The following is an 18,536-nucleotide window of genomic DNA, read 5'->3' on the forward strand; positions in this document are numbered from 1 at the left end:
GGGCGGGGTGCCGGGGGCGTGTTGCAAGACCGCCACAAAACCCCGCCCGCGGTGGCGGCGCTGTCAGTGCCGCCCTCTAGGGTTTGGGCCAACCGCGCACTTGGCGCGGCAACAGGGGACGGTTCGAGAGGGGACAGGGCGTGGGCATCGACTTGACCAAGGGTCAGGCCATCAGCCTGGAGAAGCAGGGCGGGGGCACCCTCACCGCCGTACGGATGGGACTCGGCTGGCAGGCGGCCCCTCGGCGCGGCCTGTTCGGCACCCGCACGCGCGAGGTCGACCTCGACGCGTCGGCGGTCCTCTTCGCCGACAAGCAGCCCGTCGACGTGGTCTTCTTCCGCCACCTCGTCAGCGACGACGGCTCGGTGCGGCACACCGGTGACAATCTGGTCGGCGGCGCGGGCCAGGGTGGCGACGACGAGTCGATCGTCGTCGACCTGCAGCGCGTCCCGGTCCACATCGACCAGATCGTCTTCACGGTCAACTCCTTCACGGGACAGACCTTCCAAGAGGTGCAGAACGCGTTCTGCCGCCTGGTCGACGAGACGACGGGCGAGGAGCTCGCCCGCTACACGCTGGACGGCGGCGGAAAGTACACGGCGCAGATCATGGCGAAGGTGCACAGGGACGGCGCGGGCTGGAAGATGACGGCGCTGGGAGAAGCGGCCCAGGGGCGCACCTTCCAGGACCTGATGCCCTCGATCCTGCCCAGCCTGTAGCGGGCCCACCATGGCGGCCGAACTGGTGAGGGGGCAGAACCACCCCCTCACCCAGACCCGTCTGGAGATCCGGGTGTCGGCCGGCCGCCCGGTCGTCGCGGGCGCCACGCTCGCCGACGACCGGGGCGCCGTGCGCGGCGCGGACCGGATCGTCCACCCCGGCGCGCCCGCGCTGCCGGGCCTCGAAGTGCCGCGCCGGGCCGCGGCCGACCATCTCCTGGCCGTCGACCTGGAGGCGATGCCTCAGGACGTGCACCGCGTCACCGTGCTGCTCGCGCTGCCCGTGAGCGACGGCGGCCAGGACCGGTTCGGCGCCGCGGCGGCCCCGTTCCTCGCCGTCAGCGGGCCGGACGGCACGGAGGAGGCCAGCTACACGATCACCGACCTCGACACGGAGTCGGCCGTCGTCGCCCTGGAGCTCTACCGCAGGCACAGCGCCTGGAAGGTGCGCGCCGTCGGCCAGGGCTACGCCGAAGGCCTCGCCGCGCTCCTCGCCGATCAGGGCCTGCCGGACGCGCAGGCCCTCGCGGGCGCCATCCACGACGCGGTCGCCCACGGCGACGACCGCGCTCCGGCGCCCGCGCCGCGTGCCCCGGAGACCCGTGCCCGGGAGCCCCGTGCTCCGGAGCCCTGCACGCCGGAGACCGTGGACGGGGCGCACGTCCGCGCGGCGGCCACCGCGGGCCACGCGGCCGGGGCCCTGCCTCCGGCCGCCCCCACGACGCCCACCCCGGCGCCGGGCGGACCCATCGACTACACGCACCCCGGCCGCCAGGACCGCGCTCCGTCCGCGCCCGCGCAACAGCCCGCGGCGCCGGTCGCCGGGGACGCGACGGGCTGGTCCCTGGAGGAGCGGCTCTACAACCAGGTGTGGGGCATGTTCGAGGACCTGGCCCGCACCACGGCCGCGTACCGCGGCGCCGTCGAGTTCGCGGACTCCCGCATGGAGCGCGAGCTCGACGGGGCGCTGGCCGACTCCGCCGACCCGCGCGGCCGCCTCGACGGCCAGGGCGACACCGCGCGCGAGGCCGCCCGCTCCAGGCACGCCGCCCTGGTCGACCGGGCCAGAGAAGCGCTCGACCGGGACCTGGCGCAGCTCGCCGCCGAGGCCGAGACCGTCGAGCCCGCGCTCCCGGCGGCGTACGCGGGCTGGGACAGCCCCTGCTGGCACGCCTACCGCAGCCCCCTGGAGAACCCCATGGCGGTCCGTCTCGGCGAGCTGAGCCTGCCCGAGAGCCGGAGCGCGGGGCTGCGCATCCCGATGCTCGTACGGCTGCCGCTGGAGCGCGGACTGTGGATCGACGCGGGGCCCTCCGCGGCCGACAGCCTCACCGACGCCGACGCACTACGCGCGCGTGCCGCCCACACCGCCGTCCTCCATGCGACCCGGCTGCTCGCGGCCCATCCCGCGGGCGGGTTCAGCGTGCACGTCATCGACCCGGCGGGCACCGCGGCGGGCGCACTCGCCCCGCTCGTGGACGCGGGCGTGCTCGCCGGACCGCCGGCCAGGGGAGCGGCGGGGGTCGCGGACACACTGACGCGGCTGACCGAGCGCGTCGACCTCGTGCAGATGGCGGTCCGCGCGGGCGCGACCGACGCGCTGCCGCCGGACCTGGACGTCGCCGAGCAGCTCCTGATCGTGCACGACTTCCCGCACGGCTTCGACGACCGGGCCGTCACCCGGCTGCGCTATCTCGCGGACGAGGGGCCGGCGGTCGGCGTGCACCTGATGCTCGTGGCCGACCGGGAGGACGCCGCCGAGTACGGACCGCTGCTCGACCCCCTGTGGCGCGCCCTGCTGCGCCTCACCCCCGTACCCGACGATCACCTGGCGGACCCCTGGGTGGGCCACGCATGGACGTATGAGCCGTCGACGATCCCGCCGGGCAGCGGAATCCTGCGGCACGTGCTCGCGGAAGTGGCGGAAGCCCGTCGGAAAAGGAGTCCTTGACCTGCGGACTTGGTGACTCCTTTACCTTCCCCTTTACCTTTCATGGGTGTTTCGAGTACGCTCCTTGACGCGGAGGGGAGTACTCCAACGCGGCGTTCCCGTCAGTACGGACGACAGGCCAGAAGGCATCGATCCCGGGGCGCCGGCCCGAGACGCGCCAAGGCGCTCGGGTGGAAGAGACCTCCGGCAGCGACGACGCTGATCAGTAGCCGTACGACGCCGGAGGCGCAGTAGTGGACGTATCAATGACTGTGTGGGTGCTGACCGTTCTCGGTCTGTGCGCCCTCATCGCGGTCGACTTCTTCATCGGGCGCAAGCCCCACGACGTGTCGATCAAGGAAGCGGGCATCTGGACGATCGTCTGGATCGTGCTCGCCGCGCTGTTCGGCGTCGGCGTGATGATCTGGGGGAGCAGCCAGGCAGGCGGCGAGTTCTTCGCGGGCTTCATCACCGAGAAGTCGCTCAGTGTGGACAACCTCTTCGTCTTCATCCTGATCATGGCGAAGTTCTCGGTCCCGACCCAGCTGCAGCAGCGCGTGCTGCTGTTCGGTGTGCTGATCGCACTCGTGCTGCGAGCGATCTTCATCGCGGCCGGCGCGGCGATCATCTCCAGCTTCTCGTGGGTGTTCTACCTCTTCGGCGCCTTCCTCCTCTACACCGCCTGGAAGCTCATCAAGGAGGCCATGGCGGACGAGGAAGAGGAGGAGTTCGAGGAGAACCGGATCCTCAAGTCGATCGAGAAGAAGTTCGGCGTCGCGGACCGGTACCACGGCACGAAGCTCTTCATCCAGCAGCACGGCAAGAAGGTCATGACGCCGCTCCTGGTCGTCATGCTCGCCATCGGCATGACCGACGTGCTGTTCGCGATGGACTCGATCCCGGCGATCTTCGGCCTGACCCAGGACCCGTACATCGTCTTCACGGCCAACGCGTTCGCCCTGATGGGTCTGCGGCAGCTGTACTTCCTCATCGGCGGACTGCTCAAGAAGCTGGTGCACCTCAGCTACGGCCTGTCGGTGATCCTCGGATTCATCGGCGTGAAGCTGATCCTGCACGCGCTGCACGAGTCCGGGGTGCACGTACCGGAGATCTCCATCCCGGTCTCGCTCTCCGTCATCTGCGGCGTCCTGATCATCACGACGATCACCAGCCTCATCGCCTCGAAGAAGCAGGCCGAGAAGGACGCGGCCGAGGCGGCTAAGAAGGACAGCATCGAGGCCTGACGGCGTCGGGCGTAGGAATTACCAGCACCGGGAGCGGTGCGCGGCCGATTGCCGCGTGCCCCTCCCGGTGCTTCTTTGTGCCCTGAGCGCGTCCCGCGGGGGCGCGAGGGCACGACGGGGGAGGACCCCATGAAGTTCGTCCAGATCATCGACTTCGAGTCCCAGCGCTTCGGCGAGATGCGGGAGCTGCTGGAGGCCTTCGAGCAGCGGATGCAGGGCACCCCGGGCGGCCCCACGCACCGGATGATGCTCAAGGACCGGGACACCACGGGCCGCTATCTCGCGGTGATCGAGTTCGAGTCCTACGAGGACGCGATGCGCAGCAACGAACACCCCGAGGTGGCCGAGCTCAACAAGCAGCTCTCGGCCCTGTGCACCCGCCCGCCGGCCTTCACCAACTGCGACCTGAAGGACGCGCGCGAGCTCAAGTGACGTACGCGCGCGGCGCCCCGCGTCCGCCGGGCGCCGCCGCCCGCGAAGTCGCGCCCCCGCCCCGCCACGGGCACCATCGATGAATGATCACCAGAGTGCGGGCGCTGAGTACGCAGTGGACCGTGGTGGTGCCGCTGGTCGCGATCGTGCTGCTCGCGTTCACCTGGGGGCGCGATCTGCCCGGTGCCGTGGTCGCCGTTGTCGCGGTGGTCCTCGCGGTCTCCGTGCTCGCGGCCGTGCACCACGCGGAAGTCGTCGCCCACCGGGTCGGCGAACCCTTCGGCTCGCTCGTGCTCGCCGTGGCCGTGACGATCATCGAGGTCGCGCTCATCGTCACCTTGATGGCCGACGGCGGGCCCAAGAGCTCGACGCTCGCCCGCGACACCGTGTTCGCCGCCGTCATGATCACCTGCAACGGCATCGTCGGCGTGAGCCTGCTCGCGGCCGCGCTGCGGCACCGTGTGGCGGTCTTCCAGTCCGAGGGCACCGGGGGAGCCCTCGCCACCGTGGCCACGCTCGCGACGCTCTGCCTGGTCCTGCCGACCTTCACCACCAGCAAGCTCGGCCCTGAGTTCTCCACCTCGCAGCTGGTCTTCTCGGCGGTCGCCGCGCTCGTCCTGTACGGGCTCTTCGTCGCGACACAGACCGTCCGCCACCGCGACTACTTCCTGCCGATCACCAAGCACGGCGAGGTGATCGACGCCGACGACCACGCCGACGTGCCGAGCACCCGGACCGCCCTGTTCAGCCTCGGCCTGCTGGCGGTCGCCCTGGTCGCCGTCGTCGGGCTCACCAAGGGCGTCTCGAAGACGATCGAGCAGGGGGTGGAGGCGGCCGGCATGCCGCAGGCGGTGGTCGGCGTGATCATCGCGCTGCTCGTGCTGTTGCCCGAGACCATCGCGGCGCTCCGCGCGGCCCGCAGGGACCGGGTGCAGACCAGCCTCAACCTCGCGCTCGGCTCGTCCATGGCCAGCATCGGCCTCACGGTGCCCGCCGTCGCCATCGCCTCGTACTGGCTGACCGGGCCGCTCGTCCTCGGGCTCGGCGCCACCCACATGGTGCTGCTCGCGCTGACCATGGTGGTCGCGACCCTCACCATCGTCCCGGGCCGTGCCACACCGCTGCAGGGCGGCGTCCATCTGGTGATCCTCGCCGCGTACATCGAACTCGCCGTCACGCCCTGACCGCCCTCCGAACACCCCCTTCGGGCGGTGGCGGCGCCGTGATAGACCCTCAAGGAGCAAACGCTCTTCTACGGAGGTCCCTCGTGCCGCGCACGCTCGCCAACGCCCCGATCATGGTTCTCAACGGCCCGAACCTGAACCTGCTCGGCAAGCGCCAGCCGGAGATCTACGGCCGCGACACCCTCGCCGACGTCGAGGCCCTGTGCGTGAAGGCGGCCACCGCGCACGGCGCCACCGTGGACTTCCGGCAGTCCAACCACGAGGGCGAGCTCGTCGACTGGATCCACGAGGCGCGCGAGAACCACGTCGGCATCGTGATCAACCCGGCCGCCTACTCGCACACGTCCGTGGCGATCCTGGACGCGCTCAACACCTGCGACGGCATGCCGGTGGTGGAGGTCCACATCTCCAACATCCACCAGCGCGAGGAGTTCAGGCACCACTCCTACGTGTCGCTGCGCGCCGACGGCGTGATCGCCGGATGCGGCGTGCAGGGCTACGCGTTCGGCGTGGAGCGGGTGGCGGCGCTCGCCGCGCCGGGGACGGCGCAGGCGTAAAAACGCTGCCTATAGGCGGGCCGAAACGAAACGGCCCACCAAAGAGGTCACCAGCCCCGCTCGCGCCACTCCTGGAGGTGGGGGCGCTCGGCGCCCAGCGTCGTGTCGCCCCCGTGGCCCGGGTAGACCCACGTCTCGTCCGGGAGCGTGCCGAAGATCTTGGTCTCCACGTCCTCGATGAGGCTCGCGAAGGCCTCGGGGTCCTTCCACGTGTTGCCCACGCCGCCCGGGAACAGGCAGTCACCGGTGAAGACGTGCGGGTGACCGTGCGGGTCGTCGTAGACCAGGGCGATCGAACCGGGCGTGTGGCCGACCAGGTGGCGGGCGGTGAGCGTGATCCGGCCGAACTCGATGGTCTCCCCGTCGGCGACGGCCACGTCCGTCGCCACCGGGATCCCCTCGACGTCCTCGCGCCCCGCGTACGTGCGCGCGCCGGTCGCCTCGACGACCTCCTGGAGGGCCTGCCAGTGGTCGCCGTGCCGGTGCGTGGTGACGACGGCCGCGATGCCGTCCGTACCGATGAGGCCCAGCAGCGTCTGCGCTTCGTTCGCCGCGTCGATCAGGAGCTGCTGATCGGTCGCGCGGCAGCGCAACAGGTAGGCGTTGTTGTCCATCGGTCCGACCGCGACCTTGGAGATCATCAGATCCCGCAGCTCGTGCACATCCGCCGGGCCGCCGACCTTCACGCTTCCGCTGTACGTCATGGATTCAGCCTATAGCGGGGGCAGGTCCGGCAGGGAGCCCCGGTCGACGGTGAGGGCGCCGCCGTCCCTGCGGCCCGCGAGCCAGCCCAGGAGGTCCGCCTGGCGGCCCTTGACGACGATGCCGAGGGGCGGCAGGGGGGCGCCGTCCTTGATCTCGTCCATGGTGAGCGTCTGCACGGCCCCCGTGGAGATCATCCGGCCGTCGTCCTGCTTGATCAGCAGGGGCGGCAGGCCCGGGTGGTCGCGGAACCGCTTCGCGAGGAAGTTGATCTCCCGCTGGGTGAACTCGGCCGAGAGGTCCTCCAGTTCGTAGCCGATCCCGAGGTCCACGTGGTGCAGCTCGATCTCGATCCAGCGCCGGAACGGCACGTTCGAGGCAAGGTCCTTCACGCCGTTGCGCAGCTCCACGGTGCGCGCCCAGTCGGCGTCCTCGGCGCCCAGGCGCTGGAAGCGCTCCGCGCTCTCCTGCACGTCGCCGAGCTGCTCGCGAAGGCCGCGCGGGGCGTCCCGGTCGATGTCGGCGTCCCGGACCTGGGCGCTCGCGTACATGGGGCGGCCCTCGAGGACGTTGACGAGCGCGTCCGCGTTGCGGGCCAGGTGGGCGAGAACGTGCCCGCGGCTCCACCCCGGAAGCCGTGAAGGACCGGCCACGGCGGCGTTGTCCAGGGTGCCGACCGCGGCGAGCAGCCGGTCGGTCGCTTCGCGTACTGACGCCAGGTCGCGCACATGATCACTCATGGCGCCGACGATAGCCCCGCGACACGTTCGGGTGAAGGTGGCCTACGATCCGCATGAATCGAATGTACGTGCTATATGGTCGAGGGCGGCGTCGGGCATCCTGGAAGTTCCGCGGGGCCCAGTTTGTTACCAAGCAGGGAATCCGACCGGCGTTGTCAGTGGCTCCCTCTAGTCTTCGAAGGACAGCCTTCCAAGGGCCGCTCCGCCTCGATCGCGGCGTGAGCGCCCTCGAAGCCAGACCTGGAGAGACGGGGGCCCGCCCCTGTCACTTATCTCAAGAAAGGTGCGGACCGGCGTGGCCGACCGTCTCATCGTCCGTGGCGCGCGCGAGCACAATCTTCGGAATGTCTCGCTCGACCTCCCGCGCGACTCCCTCATCGTCTTCACCGGTCTGTCCGGCTCCGGTAAGTCCTCCCTCGCCTTCGACACGATCTTCGCCGAGGGCCAGCGCCGGTACGTCGAATCGCTGTCCTCGTACGCGCGCCAGTTCCTCGGCCAGATGGACAAGCCGGACGTCGACTTCATCGAGGGCCTCTCCCCGGCCGTCTCGATCGACCAGAAGTCGACCTCGCGCAACCCGCGCTCCACGGTCGGCACCATCACCGAGGTCTACGACTACCTGCGCCTGCTCTTCGCGCGCGTGGGCAAGCCGCACTGCCCGGAGTGCGGGCGCCCCATCGCCCGCCAGTCGCCGCAGGCCATCGTCGACAAGGTCCTGGAGCTGCCCGAGGGCAGCCGCTTCCAGGTCCTGTCGCCGCTCGTGCGCGAGCGCAAGGGCGAGTTCGTCGACCTCTTCAGCGACCTCCAGACCAAGGGCTACTCCCGCGCGCGGGTGGACGGGCAGACGATCCAGCTGTCCGAGCCGCCGACGCTGAAGAAGCAGGAGAAGCACACGATCGAGGTGGTCGTCGACCGCCTCACCGTGAAGAGCTCCGCCAAGCGCCGCCTCACCGACTCCGTGGAGACCGCGCTCGGCCTCTCCGGCGGCATGGTCGTGCTCGACTTCGTCGACCTCCCCGAGGACGACCCGGAGCGCGAGCGGATGTACTCGGAGCACCTGTACTGCACGTACGACGACCTGTCCTTCGAGGAGCTGGAGCCGCGCTCCTTCTCCTTCAACTCGCCCTTCGGCGCCTGCCCCGACTGCACCGGCATCGGTACGCGCATGGAGGTCGACCCCGAGCTGATCGTCCCCGACGAGGACAAGTCGCTCGACGAGGGCGCCATCCACCCGTGGTCGCACGGGCACACGAAGGACTACTTCGGCCGCCTCATCGGCGCCCTCGCGGACGCGCTCGGCTTCCGTACGGACATCCCCTTCGCGGGCCTGCCGCAGCGCGCCAAGAAGGCGCTCCTGAACGGGCACAAGACGCAGATCGAGGTCCGCTACCGCAACCGGTACGGGCGCGAGCGCCGCTACACGACGCCGTTCGAGGGCGCGGTCCCGTTCGTGAAGCGCCGGCACAGCGAGGCCGAGTCGGACGCGAGCCGCGAGCGCTTCGAGGGCTACATGCGCGAGGTGCCCTGCCCGACGTGTGAGGGCACGCGACTGAAGCCGCTCATCCTGGCCGTCACGATCATGGGCAAGTCGATCGCCGAGGTCTCGGCCATGTCGATCAGCGACTGCGCCGACTTCCTGAGCGAGCTGAAGCTCAACGCGCGCGACAAGAAGATCGCCGAGCGCGTCATGAAGGAGGTCAACGAGCGGCTGCGCTTCCTCGTCGACGTCGGCCTCGACTATCTGTCGCTCAACCGCGCGGCGGGCACCCTCTCCGGCGGCGAGGCCCAGCGGATCCGGCTCGCCACCCAGATCGGCTCCGGCCTGGTCGGTGTCCTGTACGTGCTGGACGAGCCGTCCATCGGCCTGCACCAGCGCGACAACCACCGGCTCATCGAGACGCTCGTGCGGCTCCGTGACATGGGCAACACGCTCATCGTGGTCGAGCACGACGAGGACACCATCAAGGTCGCCGACTGGATCGTCGACATCGGCCCCGGCGCGGGCGAGCACGGCGGCAAGGTCGTGCACAGCGGCCCGTTGAAGGAGCTGCTGGCGAACCCCGAGTCGATGACCGGCCAGTACTTGGCGGGCAAGAAGGCCATCGCGATCCCGGACATCCGGCGGCCCGCCGACCCGGCACGCCGCCTCACCGTGCACGGCGCCAAGGAGAACAACCTCCAGGACATCGACGTGTCGTTCCCGCTGGGCGTCCTGACGGCCGTCACCGGCGTCTCGGGCTCCGGCAAGTCGACGCTGGTGAACGACATCCTCTACACGCACCTGGCCAGGGAGTTGAACGGGGCGCGCTCCGTGCCGGGCCGGCACACGCGCGTGGACGGCGACGAGCTCGTGGATAAGGTTGTGCACGTCGACCAGTCGCCCATCGGCCGCACGCCCCGGTCGAACCCGGCGACGTACACCGGAGTCTTCGACAACGTCCGCAAGCTGTTCGCCGAGACGACCGAGGCGAAGGTCCGCGGCTATCTGCCGGGGCGCTTCTCCTTCAACGTCAAGGGCGGCCGCTGCGAGAACTGCTCCGGCGACGGCACCATCAAGATCGAGATGAACTTCCTGCCGGACGTGTACGTCCCGTGCGAGGTCTGCCACGGCGCGCGGTACAACCGGGAGACCCTTGAGGTCCACTACAAGGGCAAGTCCATCTCCGAGGTCCTGGACATGCCGATCGAGGAGGCGCACACCTTCTTCGAGGCCGTCCCGGCGATCGCCCGCCACCTCAAGACGCTCAACGACGTGGGCCTCGGCTACGTCCGGCTCGGGCAGCCCGCGCCGACGCTCTCCGGTGGTGAGGCGCAGCGCGTGAAGCTCGCCAGCGAGCTGCAGAAGCGTTCCACGGGCCGCACGGTGTACGTGCTCGACGAGCCGACCACGGGTCTGCACTTCGAGGACATCAGCAAGCTCATCACCGTGCTGTCCGGGCTCGTCGACAAGGGCAACTCGGTCATCGTCATCGAGCACAACCTCGACGTCATCAAGACCGCGGACTGGGTCGTCGACATGGGCCCCGAGGGTGGCAACGGCGGCGGTCTCGTCGTCGCCGAGGGCACCCCGGAGCAGGTCGCGGCCGTGCCGACCAGCCACACCGGCAAGTTCCTGCGCGACGTCCTCGGCGCCGACCGGGTCAGCGACGCGGCCGTGCCCGCCACGCGCGCCCGCAAGGCGGCGAAGAAGACCGTGGCGGCGACGAAGGCCCCGGCCAAGAAGACGGCCACGGCGAAGTCGACGACCGCCAAGAAGACGGCCACCAAGTCGGCCACCACCAAGGCCGCCGCGAAGAAGCCCGCCGCCAAGAAGGCGACCGGGAAGACCCGCAAGGCCTGACGCGGGCCCGGCCCCCGTCGGCACACGAGCGAAGGCGCCCCGTGGGAACTCCCCACGGGGCGCCGTGCGTTCAGGCCAGTTCGGTGGCGTACGGCGGTTCCGCGCCCGCCCGGGAGCAAGTGACGGCCGCGGCCCGCGCGGCGAACCGCAGCAGCTGGGACCAGTCCTCGCCGTCGAGCCCGGCGATGGCGGCGGGGGAGAGGGCGTCACGCCGCGAAAGCCCGTGCAGCAGCGCCGCGTTGACGGTGTCACCGGCGCCGATCGTGTCCACGACGTCGACCCGCTCGCCCGGCACGGAGTACTCGCCCCCGTCCCGCGTGAGCACGGTGAGCCCCTCCCCGCCGCGCGTGATCACCACGGCAGCGGGGCCCGCGGCCAGCCACTCCCGCGGCGTGCCGCCCAGCCACTCGGCGTCGTCCTCGGAGAGCTTCAGCAGCGTCGTCGACGCGAGCCAGCTCTTGAAACGGGCCCGGTAGGCGTCCGCGTCCGGGATCAGGCCGGCCCGGATGTTCGGGTCGAGCGCCGTGCACACGCCCTGCGCCGCGGCCGAGCGCATCATCTCCTCGTACGCGGTGGCGCCCGGTTCGAGGACCAGCGAGCAGGTGCCGAACGACACCGCGCGCGTGCCGGCCGGCAGCCCCTCGGGCACCGCGAAGAGTCGGTCGGCGGTCCCCTCCACGTAGAAGGAGTACCCGGCGGAGCCGTCGGCGCCGATCGAGGCCACGGCGAGCGTCGTCGGCTCGTCGCCGCGCTGCACCGGGGACACGTCCACCCCTGCCGCCCGCAGCCCGCCGAGCAGCGCCTCCCCGAAGGCGTCCCGCGACACCCGTGAGCAGAACGCCACGGACGAGCCGAGGCGGCCGAGCGCCACCGCCGTGTTGTACGGGCCGCCGCCGAGCCGCGGGGCGAGGTCGGGAAGGCCCGTGCCGGGGCCGCCGTCGGTGGGCACGCCCTGCGGGACGAGGTCGATCAGTGCCTCTCCGGCGACGACGATCACGGTGTTTCCTTCCGAGCGGACGAGCGGACGAGCAAGCGAGTGGGCGGGCCCCGCAGCGGAGCCCGCAGGCACCGTCGACGCTAAAGCCTCACGCCCTCCCCGGCACCCGCCTCACCCGAACCGGGCACGCACACCGCGCACCCGGGCACATGCACCCGCGAATCCGGGCACGTAAGCCCCGCGCCCCGGCCACGTTCACTCCCAGTCCCAGCCGATCCCCACAAGCCCCGCCCGCACCTGCGGCTCCACCATGTGCACGGACCGGTGGGGGCCGCTCAGCGTGAGTTCGCGGCGGCCCTCGCGCGGGGCCGCGGCCGACCGCTGGGCGAAGCGGTGGCAGCGCACGGGCAGCGCGTCGTCCGCGAACCTGACCTGGAGCGCGTACTGCCCGCCGGCGAAGCCGAACCCGCGGACGTACTCGGAGGCGGAACCGGCCGTCCCGTCCTCGAATCCGTAGCGGAACAGGTGGGTGTCGCCCGCCCGGAGCCGCGCGTCGAAGAGCAGCTCCGCGACCAGGACGCCCGTCCCGGAGTCCCAGCGAACCCGTCCCGTACGGCAGTTCTCCATGGCGTAGACCGCCACATCAGCGGGGGAACACCCCGGGTCGCCATGGTGGACGGCCAGATAGCGGTCCACGCCGTCGCGGTGCGCCCGCACGATCTGCTGCGAGTCCCTGCCGAGGAGCTGCCGGTGCCCGCCGATCCGTACCCGCTCGTGGTGCCCGACGGTGTGCAGCCCGCCGTCCGGCGGCGACTCCAGCTCCGTGAGCAGCCGCTCGACGGCCCCGGACGCCTCGGTGCGCGCACGGTACGAGCGGCCCGCCCGGCGCCTGGACACGGCCGCTTCGGGAGCCGGGCCGAGCAGCCGGATCAGCGATTCCTCGGGCAGTTCGAGGATCTCCTCCAGGGCCCGCACGGCCCGCATCGACTCGGGGCGCTGCGGCCGCCGCGCGCCCTGCTGCCAGTAGCTCAGGCTGGTGACGCCGATGTGGACGCCCCGGCGCGCCAGGTGGTGGCGCACGCGGTGCAGGGGGAGCCGCCGGGCGGCGATGGCGGCCCGCAGCGCGCTGCTGAACGGGCCGGAGCGCAGCGCCGCCTCCAGGTTCGGCACCCGCGCCGTTTCGGTGCGTCGTTCGTCGAGCCGCATGCCCACCGCCTCAAGTCACCCGGCATTGAAGCGTGTTGACTCCCGCCCCACAAGCCTCGATGCGCACCACACCGACCGCCACCGCGCGACCACGCACAGGCGTCGGAAGCCGCGGACGGCCGCGCGCCGCCGGGAGCCCGGCGCCACCACCCCAGGGCACCCCGAACTGTCACACACCGCCAGTAGGGTGTCTGACATGGCCGACCCCTCCAGCTACCGCCCCAAGCCGGGACAGATCCCCGACTCCCCAGGGGTGTACAGGTTCCGCGACGAGCACCGCCGAGTGATCTACGTCGGGAAGGCGAAGAGCCTGCGCCAGCGCCTGGCGAGCTACTTCCAGGACCTGGCGAACCTGCACCCCCGTACGCGCACGATGGTCACCACGGCCGCGTCCGTGGAGTGGACGGTGGTGTCCACGGAGGTCGAGGCGCTGCAGCTGGAGTACTCCTGGATCAAGGAGTACGACCCCCGGTTCAACGTCAAGTACCGCGACGACAAGAGCTATCCGTACCTCGCGGTGACGATGAACGAGGACTTCCCGCGGGTCCAGGTGATGCGCGGCCAGAAGAAGAAGGGCGTGCGCTACTTCGGTCCGTACGGGCACGCGTGGGCGATCCGCGACACCGTGGACCTGCTCCTGCGCGTCTTCCCCGTACGCACGTGCTCCAAGGGCGTGTTCAAGAACGCGGAGCGCACCGGCCGCCCCTGCCTGCTCGGCTACATCGGCAAGTGCTCGGCGCCCTGCGTCGGTCGCGTCACGCCGGACGAGCACCGCGAACTGGCCGAGGAGTTCTGCGACTTCATGACGGGGCGTACGGGGACGTACATCCGGCGCCTGGAGAAGGACATGGCCGCGGCGGCCGACGAGATGGAGTACGAGCGGGCGGCCCGCCTGCGCGACGACATCGAGGCGCTCAAGAAGGCCATGGAGAAGAGCGCGGTCGTCCTCACCGACGCCACCGACGCCGACCTCGTCGCCCTCGCGGAGGACGAGCTGGAGGCCGCCGTCCAGATCTTCCACGTGCGCGGCGGACGCGTGCGCGGCCAGCGCGGCTGGGTCACCGACAAGGTCGAGGCGGTCACCAGCGGCGACCTCGTCGAGCACGCGCTGCAGCAGCTCTACGGGGAGGAGACCGGGGACGCCGTCCCCAAGGAGGTCCTCGTCCCCGCGCTGCCCGACCCCCTGGAGCCCGTCCAGGCCTGGCTCACCGAGCGCCGCGGGGCGAACGTGTCGTTGCGCATCCCGCAGCGCGGCGACAAGAAGGCCCTGATGGAGACGGTCCACCGCAACGCCCAGCAGTCACTCGTCCTGCACAAGACGAAGCGCGCCTCCGACCTCACCACGCGCTCGCGCGCCCTTGAGGAGATCGCCGCCGCCCTCGACCTGGACAGCGCGCCGCTGCGCATCGAGTGCTACGACATCTCGCACCTCCAGGGCGACGACGTCGTGGCCTCCATGGTCGTCTTCGAGGACGGCCTCGCCCGCAAGAGCGAGTACCGCCGTTTCGAGATCAAGGGCTTCGAGGGGCAGGACGACGTCCGGTCCATGCACGAGGTCATCACCCGCCGCTTCAAGCGGTACCTCTCCGCACAGGAGAAGTCGCGCGAGTGGTCCGACGAGGAGCCGGACTCCGCCGCCGGCGCCGAGGGGGCCGACGGGACGATCGTCGAGGAGTCGCGGCTCACGGAGGACGACGGCCGCCCCAAGAAGTTCGCCTACCCGCCGCAGCTCGTGGTGGTCGACGGCGGGCAGCCGCAGGTCGCGGCGGCCAAGCGGGCCCTGGACGAGCTCGGCATCGACGACATCGCGGTCTGCGGCCTCGCCAAGCGCCTCGAAGAGGTCTGGGTGCCGGACGAGGAGGACCCCGTGGTCCTGCCCCGCACCAGCGAAGGGCTCTACCTGCTCCAGCGCGTGCGCGACGAGGCGCACCGCTTCGCGATCACGTACCAGCGCAGCAAGCGGGCCAAGCGCTTCCGGGCGGGCCCGCTGGACGAGGTGCCCGGGCTCGGCGACTCGCGCAAGCAGGCGCTGCTCAAGCACTTCGGGTCGGTGAAGCGGCTGCGGGCCGCCACCATCGACCAGATCTGCGAGGTGCCCGGCATAGGCCGCAAGACGGCCGAGGCCATCGTGGCGGCCTTCGCGCAGGCCGCGCCCGCGGCTCCGGCGGTGAACACCGCCACCGGAGAGATCATTGAAGAAGAGGACGGCACGACGGACGTGCCGACCGGCGGGGAGCCCGTCAGCGCGGGCGCCCCGGAAGAACGACGGGGGCAGGAGCCATGAGCGAGCAGGACCACGAGAGCAGCGACACCAGCGGCACGCCACAGGGCCCCGCAGCACAAGAACAGCAGCCGCAACCACAGCACGGAGCACACGTGAGCACGGGCACCGGATCAGGGACAGGACCAGGCACCGAACCACCGGCAGGCGCGGACGCGGACGGCGCCGCGGGAGCCGGCAAGTCCGTCGAGGCGCCGGGCGTCCCCGACGCCGCCATCCCCGAGCTGGTGATCATCTCCGGGATGTCGGGCGCGGGCCGCTCCACGGCGGCGAAGTGCCTGGAGGACCTCGGCTGGTTCGTCGTCGACAACCTGCCGCCCGCGCTGATCCCCACCATGGTGGAGCTCGGCGCCCGCTCGCAGGGCAACGTCGCGCGGATCGCGGTCGTCGTCGACGTCCGCGGACGGCGCTTCTTCGACAACCTCCGGCAGTCCCTCGCCGACCTGGAGGCCAAGCACGTCACGCGCCGCATCGTCTTCCTGGAGTCCTCCGACGAGGCCCTGGTGCGCCGCTTCGAGTCCGTGCGCCGCCCGCACCCCCTGCAGGGCGACGGCCGCATCGTCGACGGCATCGCCGCCGAGCGCGAACTCCTTCGCGAGCTGCGCGGCGACGCCGACCTGGTCATCGACACCTCCAGCCTGAACGTCCACGAACTGCGCGCCAAGATGGACGCCCAGTTCGCCGGCGACGAGGAGCCCGAGCTGCGGGCCACCGTCATGTCGTTCGGCTTCAAGTACGGCCTGCCGGTCGACGCCGACCTCGTGGTCGACATGCGCTTCCTGCCGAACCCGCACTGGGTCCCCGAGCTGCGCCCCTTCACCGGGCTCAACGAGGAGGTGTCGAACTACGTCTTCTCGCAGCCCAGCGCCAAGGAGTTCCTCGACCGCTACACCGAGCTGCTCCAGCTGATCGCCGCCGGCTACCGCCGCGAGGGCAAGCGCTACGTGACGATCGCCGTCGGCTGTACGGGCGGCAAGCACCGCTCCGTCGCGACGTCGGAGAAGCTCGCCGCCCGCCTCGCCGCCCAGGGCGTGGAGACCGTGGTCGTCCACCGCGACATGGGACGGGAATGACGGGACGCACCCTGCGGCTCACCAGCAGGATCCGCCGCAGAACCTCACCGGTGAAGCCGGGCAAGGGCGCCACACCCAAGGTCGTCGCCCTCGGCGGCGGCATGGGTCTTTCGGCGTCCCTGGCCGCGCTGCGCCGCATCACGAACAACCTCACCGCCGTCGTCACGGTCGCCGACGACGGGGGCTCCAGCGGCCGCCTGCGGGACGAACTGGGCGTGCTGCCGCCCGGCGACCTGCGCAAGGCCCTCGCGGCCCTGTGCGGGGACGACGACTGGGGCCAGACCTGGGCCCGCGTCATCCAGCACCGCTTCCAGTCCCAGGGCGAGCTGCACGAGCACGCGGTCGGCAATCTGCTGATCGTCGCCCTGTGGGAGCAGCTCGGCGACCATGTGCAGGCTCTCGACCTGGTCGGCAAGCTGCTCGGCGCGCAGGGCCGTGTGCTGCCCATGTCCGCCGTCCCGCTGGAGCTCCAGGCCCAGGTCAAGGGGCACGACCCGACGTGCCCGGAGGACATCGAGACGGTGCGCGGACAGGCCACGGTCGCGCTCACCCGCGGCGAGGTCCAGTCCGTGCACGTGGTGCCGCACGACCCGCCGGCCGTCCCGGAGGCGGTCGCCGCGGTGCTCGACGCGGACTGGGTGGTGCTCGGCCCGGGCTCCTGGTTCTCCTCCGTGATCCCGCATCTGCTGGTCCCGGAGCTGCTCGACGCGCTGGTCGAGACGAAGGCCCGCAAGGTCCTCTCACTGAACCTCGCTCCGCAACCCGGAGAAACTGAGGGGTTCTCCCCGCAGCGTCATTTGGAAGTTTTGGGACGACACGCCCCTAAACTCGCCCTGGACGTGGTGCTGGCCGACGAGGCCGCCGTGCCCGATCGCGAGTCCCTTGTCGAAACCGCGCGTGAGCGTTTCGGTGCCGCGGTCGAGCTGGCGCCGGTGGCCAGGCCCGACGGCACTCCGAGGCACGACCCGGAGCTGTTGGCCGCCGCGTACGACCGTATTTTTCGGATGCATGGAAGGATCGGCCCATGGCGATGACGGCAGCGGTGAAGGACGAGATCTCCCGGCTCCCCGTCACCCGGACCTGCTGCAGGAAGGCCGAGGTATCGGCCATTCTGCGGTTTGCGGGCGGCCTTCACCTGGTGAGCGGCCGCATCGTGATCGAGGCGGAGCTGGACACCGCGATGGCCGCACGGCGGCTCAAGCGGGACATTCTCGAGATCTTCGGGCACAGCTCGGAGCTGATCGTGATGGCGCCCGGCGGGCTGCGCCGCGGCTCGCGGTTCGTCGTACGAGTAGTGGCGGGCGGCGACCAGCTGGCCCGGCAGACGGGTCTGGTGGACGGCCGCGGCCGTCCGATCCGGGGCCTGCCGCCCCAGGTGGTCTCGGGGGCCACCTGCGACGCGGAGGCGGCCTGGCGCGGCGCGTTCCTGGCGCACGGCTCGCTCACCGAGCCGGGACGCTCCAGCTCCCTTGAGGTGACGTGCCCCGGCCCCGAGGCGGCGCTGGCCCTGGTCGGCGCGGCCCGCAGACTGCAGATCGCGGGCAAGGCCCGTGAGGTGCGCGGCGTGGACCGCGTGGTGGTGCGTGACGGCGACGCGATCGGCGCCCTGCTCACCCGAATGGGGGCGCACGAGTCGGTGCTGGCCTGGGAGGAGCGGCGGATGCGCCGCGAGGTGCGCGCCACGGCGAACCGCCTCGCGAACTTCGACGACGCGAACCTGCGGCGCTCGGCCCGCGCCGCGGTCGCGGCCGGCGCCCGGGTGCAGCGCGCCCTGGAGATCCTCGCGGACGACGTGCCGGAGCACCTCGCCGCGGCCGGACGGCTGCGCATGGAGCACAAGCAGGCCTCCCTTGAGGAGCTGGGCGCGCTCGCCGACCCGCCGCTGACCAAGGACGCCGTCGCGGGCCGGATCCGCCGCCTGCTGGCCATGGCGGACAAGCGGGCCCAGGACCTCGGCCTTCCCGGCACGGAGTCCAACATCACCGAGGACATGGCCGAGGAGATGACGGAGGAGATGACGCAGGAGATGGCGCAGAGCCTCGCGCAGAACATGGCGGGCTGATTCGCGGCACCTTTTCGACGAGCCGGTGGCGGGGGGCCGGCGCGGGGGGCGGCCCCCCCGCGTGACAAACCCCGGGAAGGGGGGGGTGGGGGGGGGGTGTTAAAAAAAGAAACAGAGCACGCACCAAGG

15 protein-coding genes are annotated in these 18,536 nt (G+C 71.3%); 11 read left to right on the forward strand and 4 right to left on the reverse strand.

The window, feature by feature from the left end:
* Positions 1-140: 140 nt before the first annotated feature.
* The 6 genes from ACFV9W_RS36330 (at position 141) to aroQ (ending at position 6,066) form a co-directional block, all read left to right on the forward strand.
* On the forward strand, positions 141-719 hold the full coding sequence (locus ACFV9W_RS36330; RefSeq protein WP_385769829.1) for a TerD family protein: 579 nt from the start codon (positions 141-143) through the stop codon (positions 717-719).
* A gap of 10 nt (positions 720-729) precedes the next feature.
* Positions 730-2,670 carry a TerD family protein gene (locus ACFV9W_RS36335; RefSeq protein ID WP_385769831.1) on the forward strand — a complete coding sequence of 647 codons (1,941 nt, stop codon included), beginning with the start codon at positions 730-732 and terminating at the stop codon, positions 2,668-2,670.
* Positions 2,671-2,903: 233 nt separating this feature from the next.
* Entirely contained in the window at positions 2,904-3,893 is a 990-nt protein-coding gene (locus tag ACFV9W_RS36340; RefSeq protein ID WP_385769833.1) for a TerC/Alx family metal homeostasis membrane protein, read from the forward strand.
* 129 nt (positions 3,894-4,022) lie between these two features.
* Entirely contained in the window at positions 4,023-4,325 is a 303-nt protein-coding gene (locus tag ACFV9W_RS36345; protein ID WP_385769835.1) for a hypothetical protein, read from the forward strand.
* A gap of 83 nt (positions 4,326-4,408) precedes the next feature.
* Positions 4,409-5,509, forward strand: a complete 1,101-nt coding sequence (locus tag ACFV9W_RS36350) for a calcium:proton antiporter (protein WP_385769837.1) — start codon at positions 4,409-4,411, stop codon at positions 5,507-5,509.
* Between the two features lie 83 nt (positions 5,510-5,592).
* Positions 5,593-6,066 (forward strand): type II 3-dehydroquinate dehydratase, encoded by a 474-nt coding sequence (aroQ, locus tag ACFV9W_RS36355; RefSeq protein ID WP_306322556.1) that lies wholly within the window; start codon positions 5,593-5,595, stop codon positions 6,064-6,066.
* A gap of 47 nt (positions 6,067-6,113) precedes the next feature.
* On the opposite strand, the gene ACFV9W_RS36360 is transcribed toward aroQ, so the two are convergent.
* Together ACFV9W_RS36360 and ACFV9W_RS36365 are read right to left on the reverse strand one after the other, a co-directional pair.
* Positions 6,114-6,770, reverse strand: a complete 657-nt coding sequence (locus ACFV9W_RS36360) for an MBL fold metallo-hydrolase (RefSeq protein WP_385769839.1) — start codon at positions 6,768-6,770, stop codon at positions 6,114-6,116.
* 9 nt (positions 6,771-6,779) lie between these two features.
* Entirely contained in the window at positions 6,780-7,508 is a 729-nt protein-coding gene (locus ACFV9W_RS36365) for a maleylpyruvate isomerase family mycothiol-dependent enzyme (protein WP_385769841.1), read from the reverse strand.
* A 295-nt stretch (positions 7,509-7,803) separates the two neighbouring features.
* Between ACFV9W_RS36365 and uvrA the strand changes: the two genes are divergently transcribed.
* Complete coding sequence (gene uvrA, locus ACFV9W_RS36370) at positions 7,804-10,848, forward strand: excinuclease ABC subunit UvrA (protein ID WP_385769843.1); 3,045 nt, start codon at positions 7,804-7,806, stop codon at positions 10,846-10,848.
* A 70-nt stretch (positions 10,849-10,918) separates the two neighbouring features.
* On the opposite strand, the gene ACFV9W_RS36375 is transcribed toward uvrA, so the two are convergent.
* Together ACFV9W_RS36375 and ACFV9W_RS36380 are read right to left on the reverse strand one after the other, a co-directional pair.
* On the reverse strand, positions 10,919-11,845 hold the full coding sequence (locus tag ACFV9W_RS36375; protein ID WP_385769845.1) for a carbohydrate kinase: 927 nt from the start codon (positions 11,843-11,845) through the stop codon (positions 10,919-10,921).
* Positions 11,846-12,040: 195 nt separating this feature from the next.
* Complete coding sequence (locus ACFV9W_RS36380) at positions 12,041-12,991, reverse strand: hypothetical protein (RefSeq protein ID WP_385769847.1); 951 nt, start codon at positions 12,989-12,991, stop codon at positions 12,041-12,043.
* A 196-nt stretch (positions 12,992-13,187) separates the two neighbouring features.
* Here ACFV9W_RS36380 and uvrC point away from each other — a divergent pair, with 196 nt between their 5' ends.
* Genes uvrC through whiA form a run of 4 tightly spaced genes read left to right on the forward strand, consistent with a single transcriptional unit; the run spans position 13,188 to position 18,407 of the window.
* Complete coding sequence (gene uvrC, locus ACFV9W_RS36385; RefSeq protein ID WP_385769849.1) at positions 13,188-15,275, forward strand: excinuclease ABC subunit UvrC; 2,088 nt, start codon at positions 13,188-13,190, stop codon at positions 15,273-15,275.
* The gene (gene rapZ / locus ACFV9W_RS36390; RefSeq protein ID WP_385769851.1) at positions 15,272-16,345 is read left to right on the forward strand and encodes an RNase adapter RapZ; all 1,074 of its coding nucleotides are present in this window, start codon (positions 15,272-15,274) and stop codon (positions 16,343-16,345) included. The genes uvrC and rapZ overlap by 4 nt, the downstream gene beginning before the upstream one ends.
* On the forward strand, positions 16,342-17,379 hold the full coding sequence (yvcK, locus tag ACFV9W_RS36395; protein WP_385769853.1) for a uridine diphosphate-N-acetylglucosamine-binding protein YvcK: 1,038 nt from the start codon (positions 16,342-16,344) through the stop codon (positions 17,377-17,379). Before rapZ ends, yvcK begins: the two co-directional genes overlap by 4 nt.
* Positions 17,370-18,407: a DNA-binding protein WhiA gene (gene whiA / locus ACFV9W_RS36400; RefSeq protein WP_385769855.1), complete on the forward strand. Its 1,038-nt coding sequence runs from the start codon at positions 17,370-17,372 to the stop codon at positions 18,405-18,407. The genes yvcK and whiA overlap by 10 nt, the downstream gene beginning before the upstream one ends.
* The last annotated feature ends 129 nt before the right edge of the window (positions 18,408-18,536 follow it).

The sequence above is a fragment of the Streptomyces sp. NPDC059897 genome (assembly GCF_042730865.1).
In the GTDB taxonomy this organism is placed as follows: Bacteria; Actinomycetota; Actinomycetes; order Streptomycetales; family Streptomycetaceae; genus Streptomyces.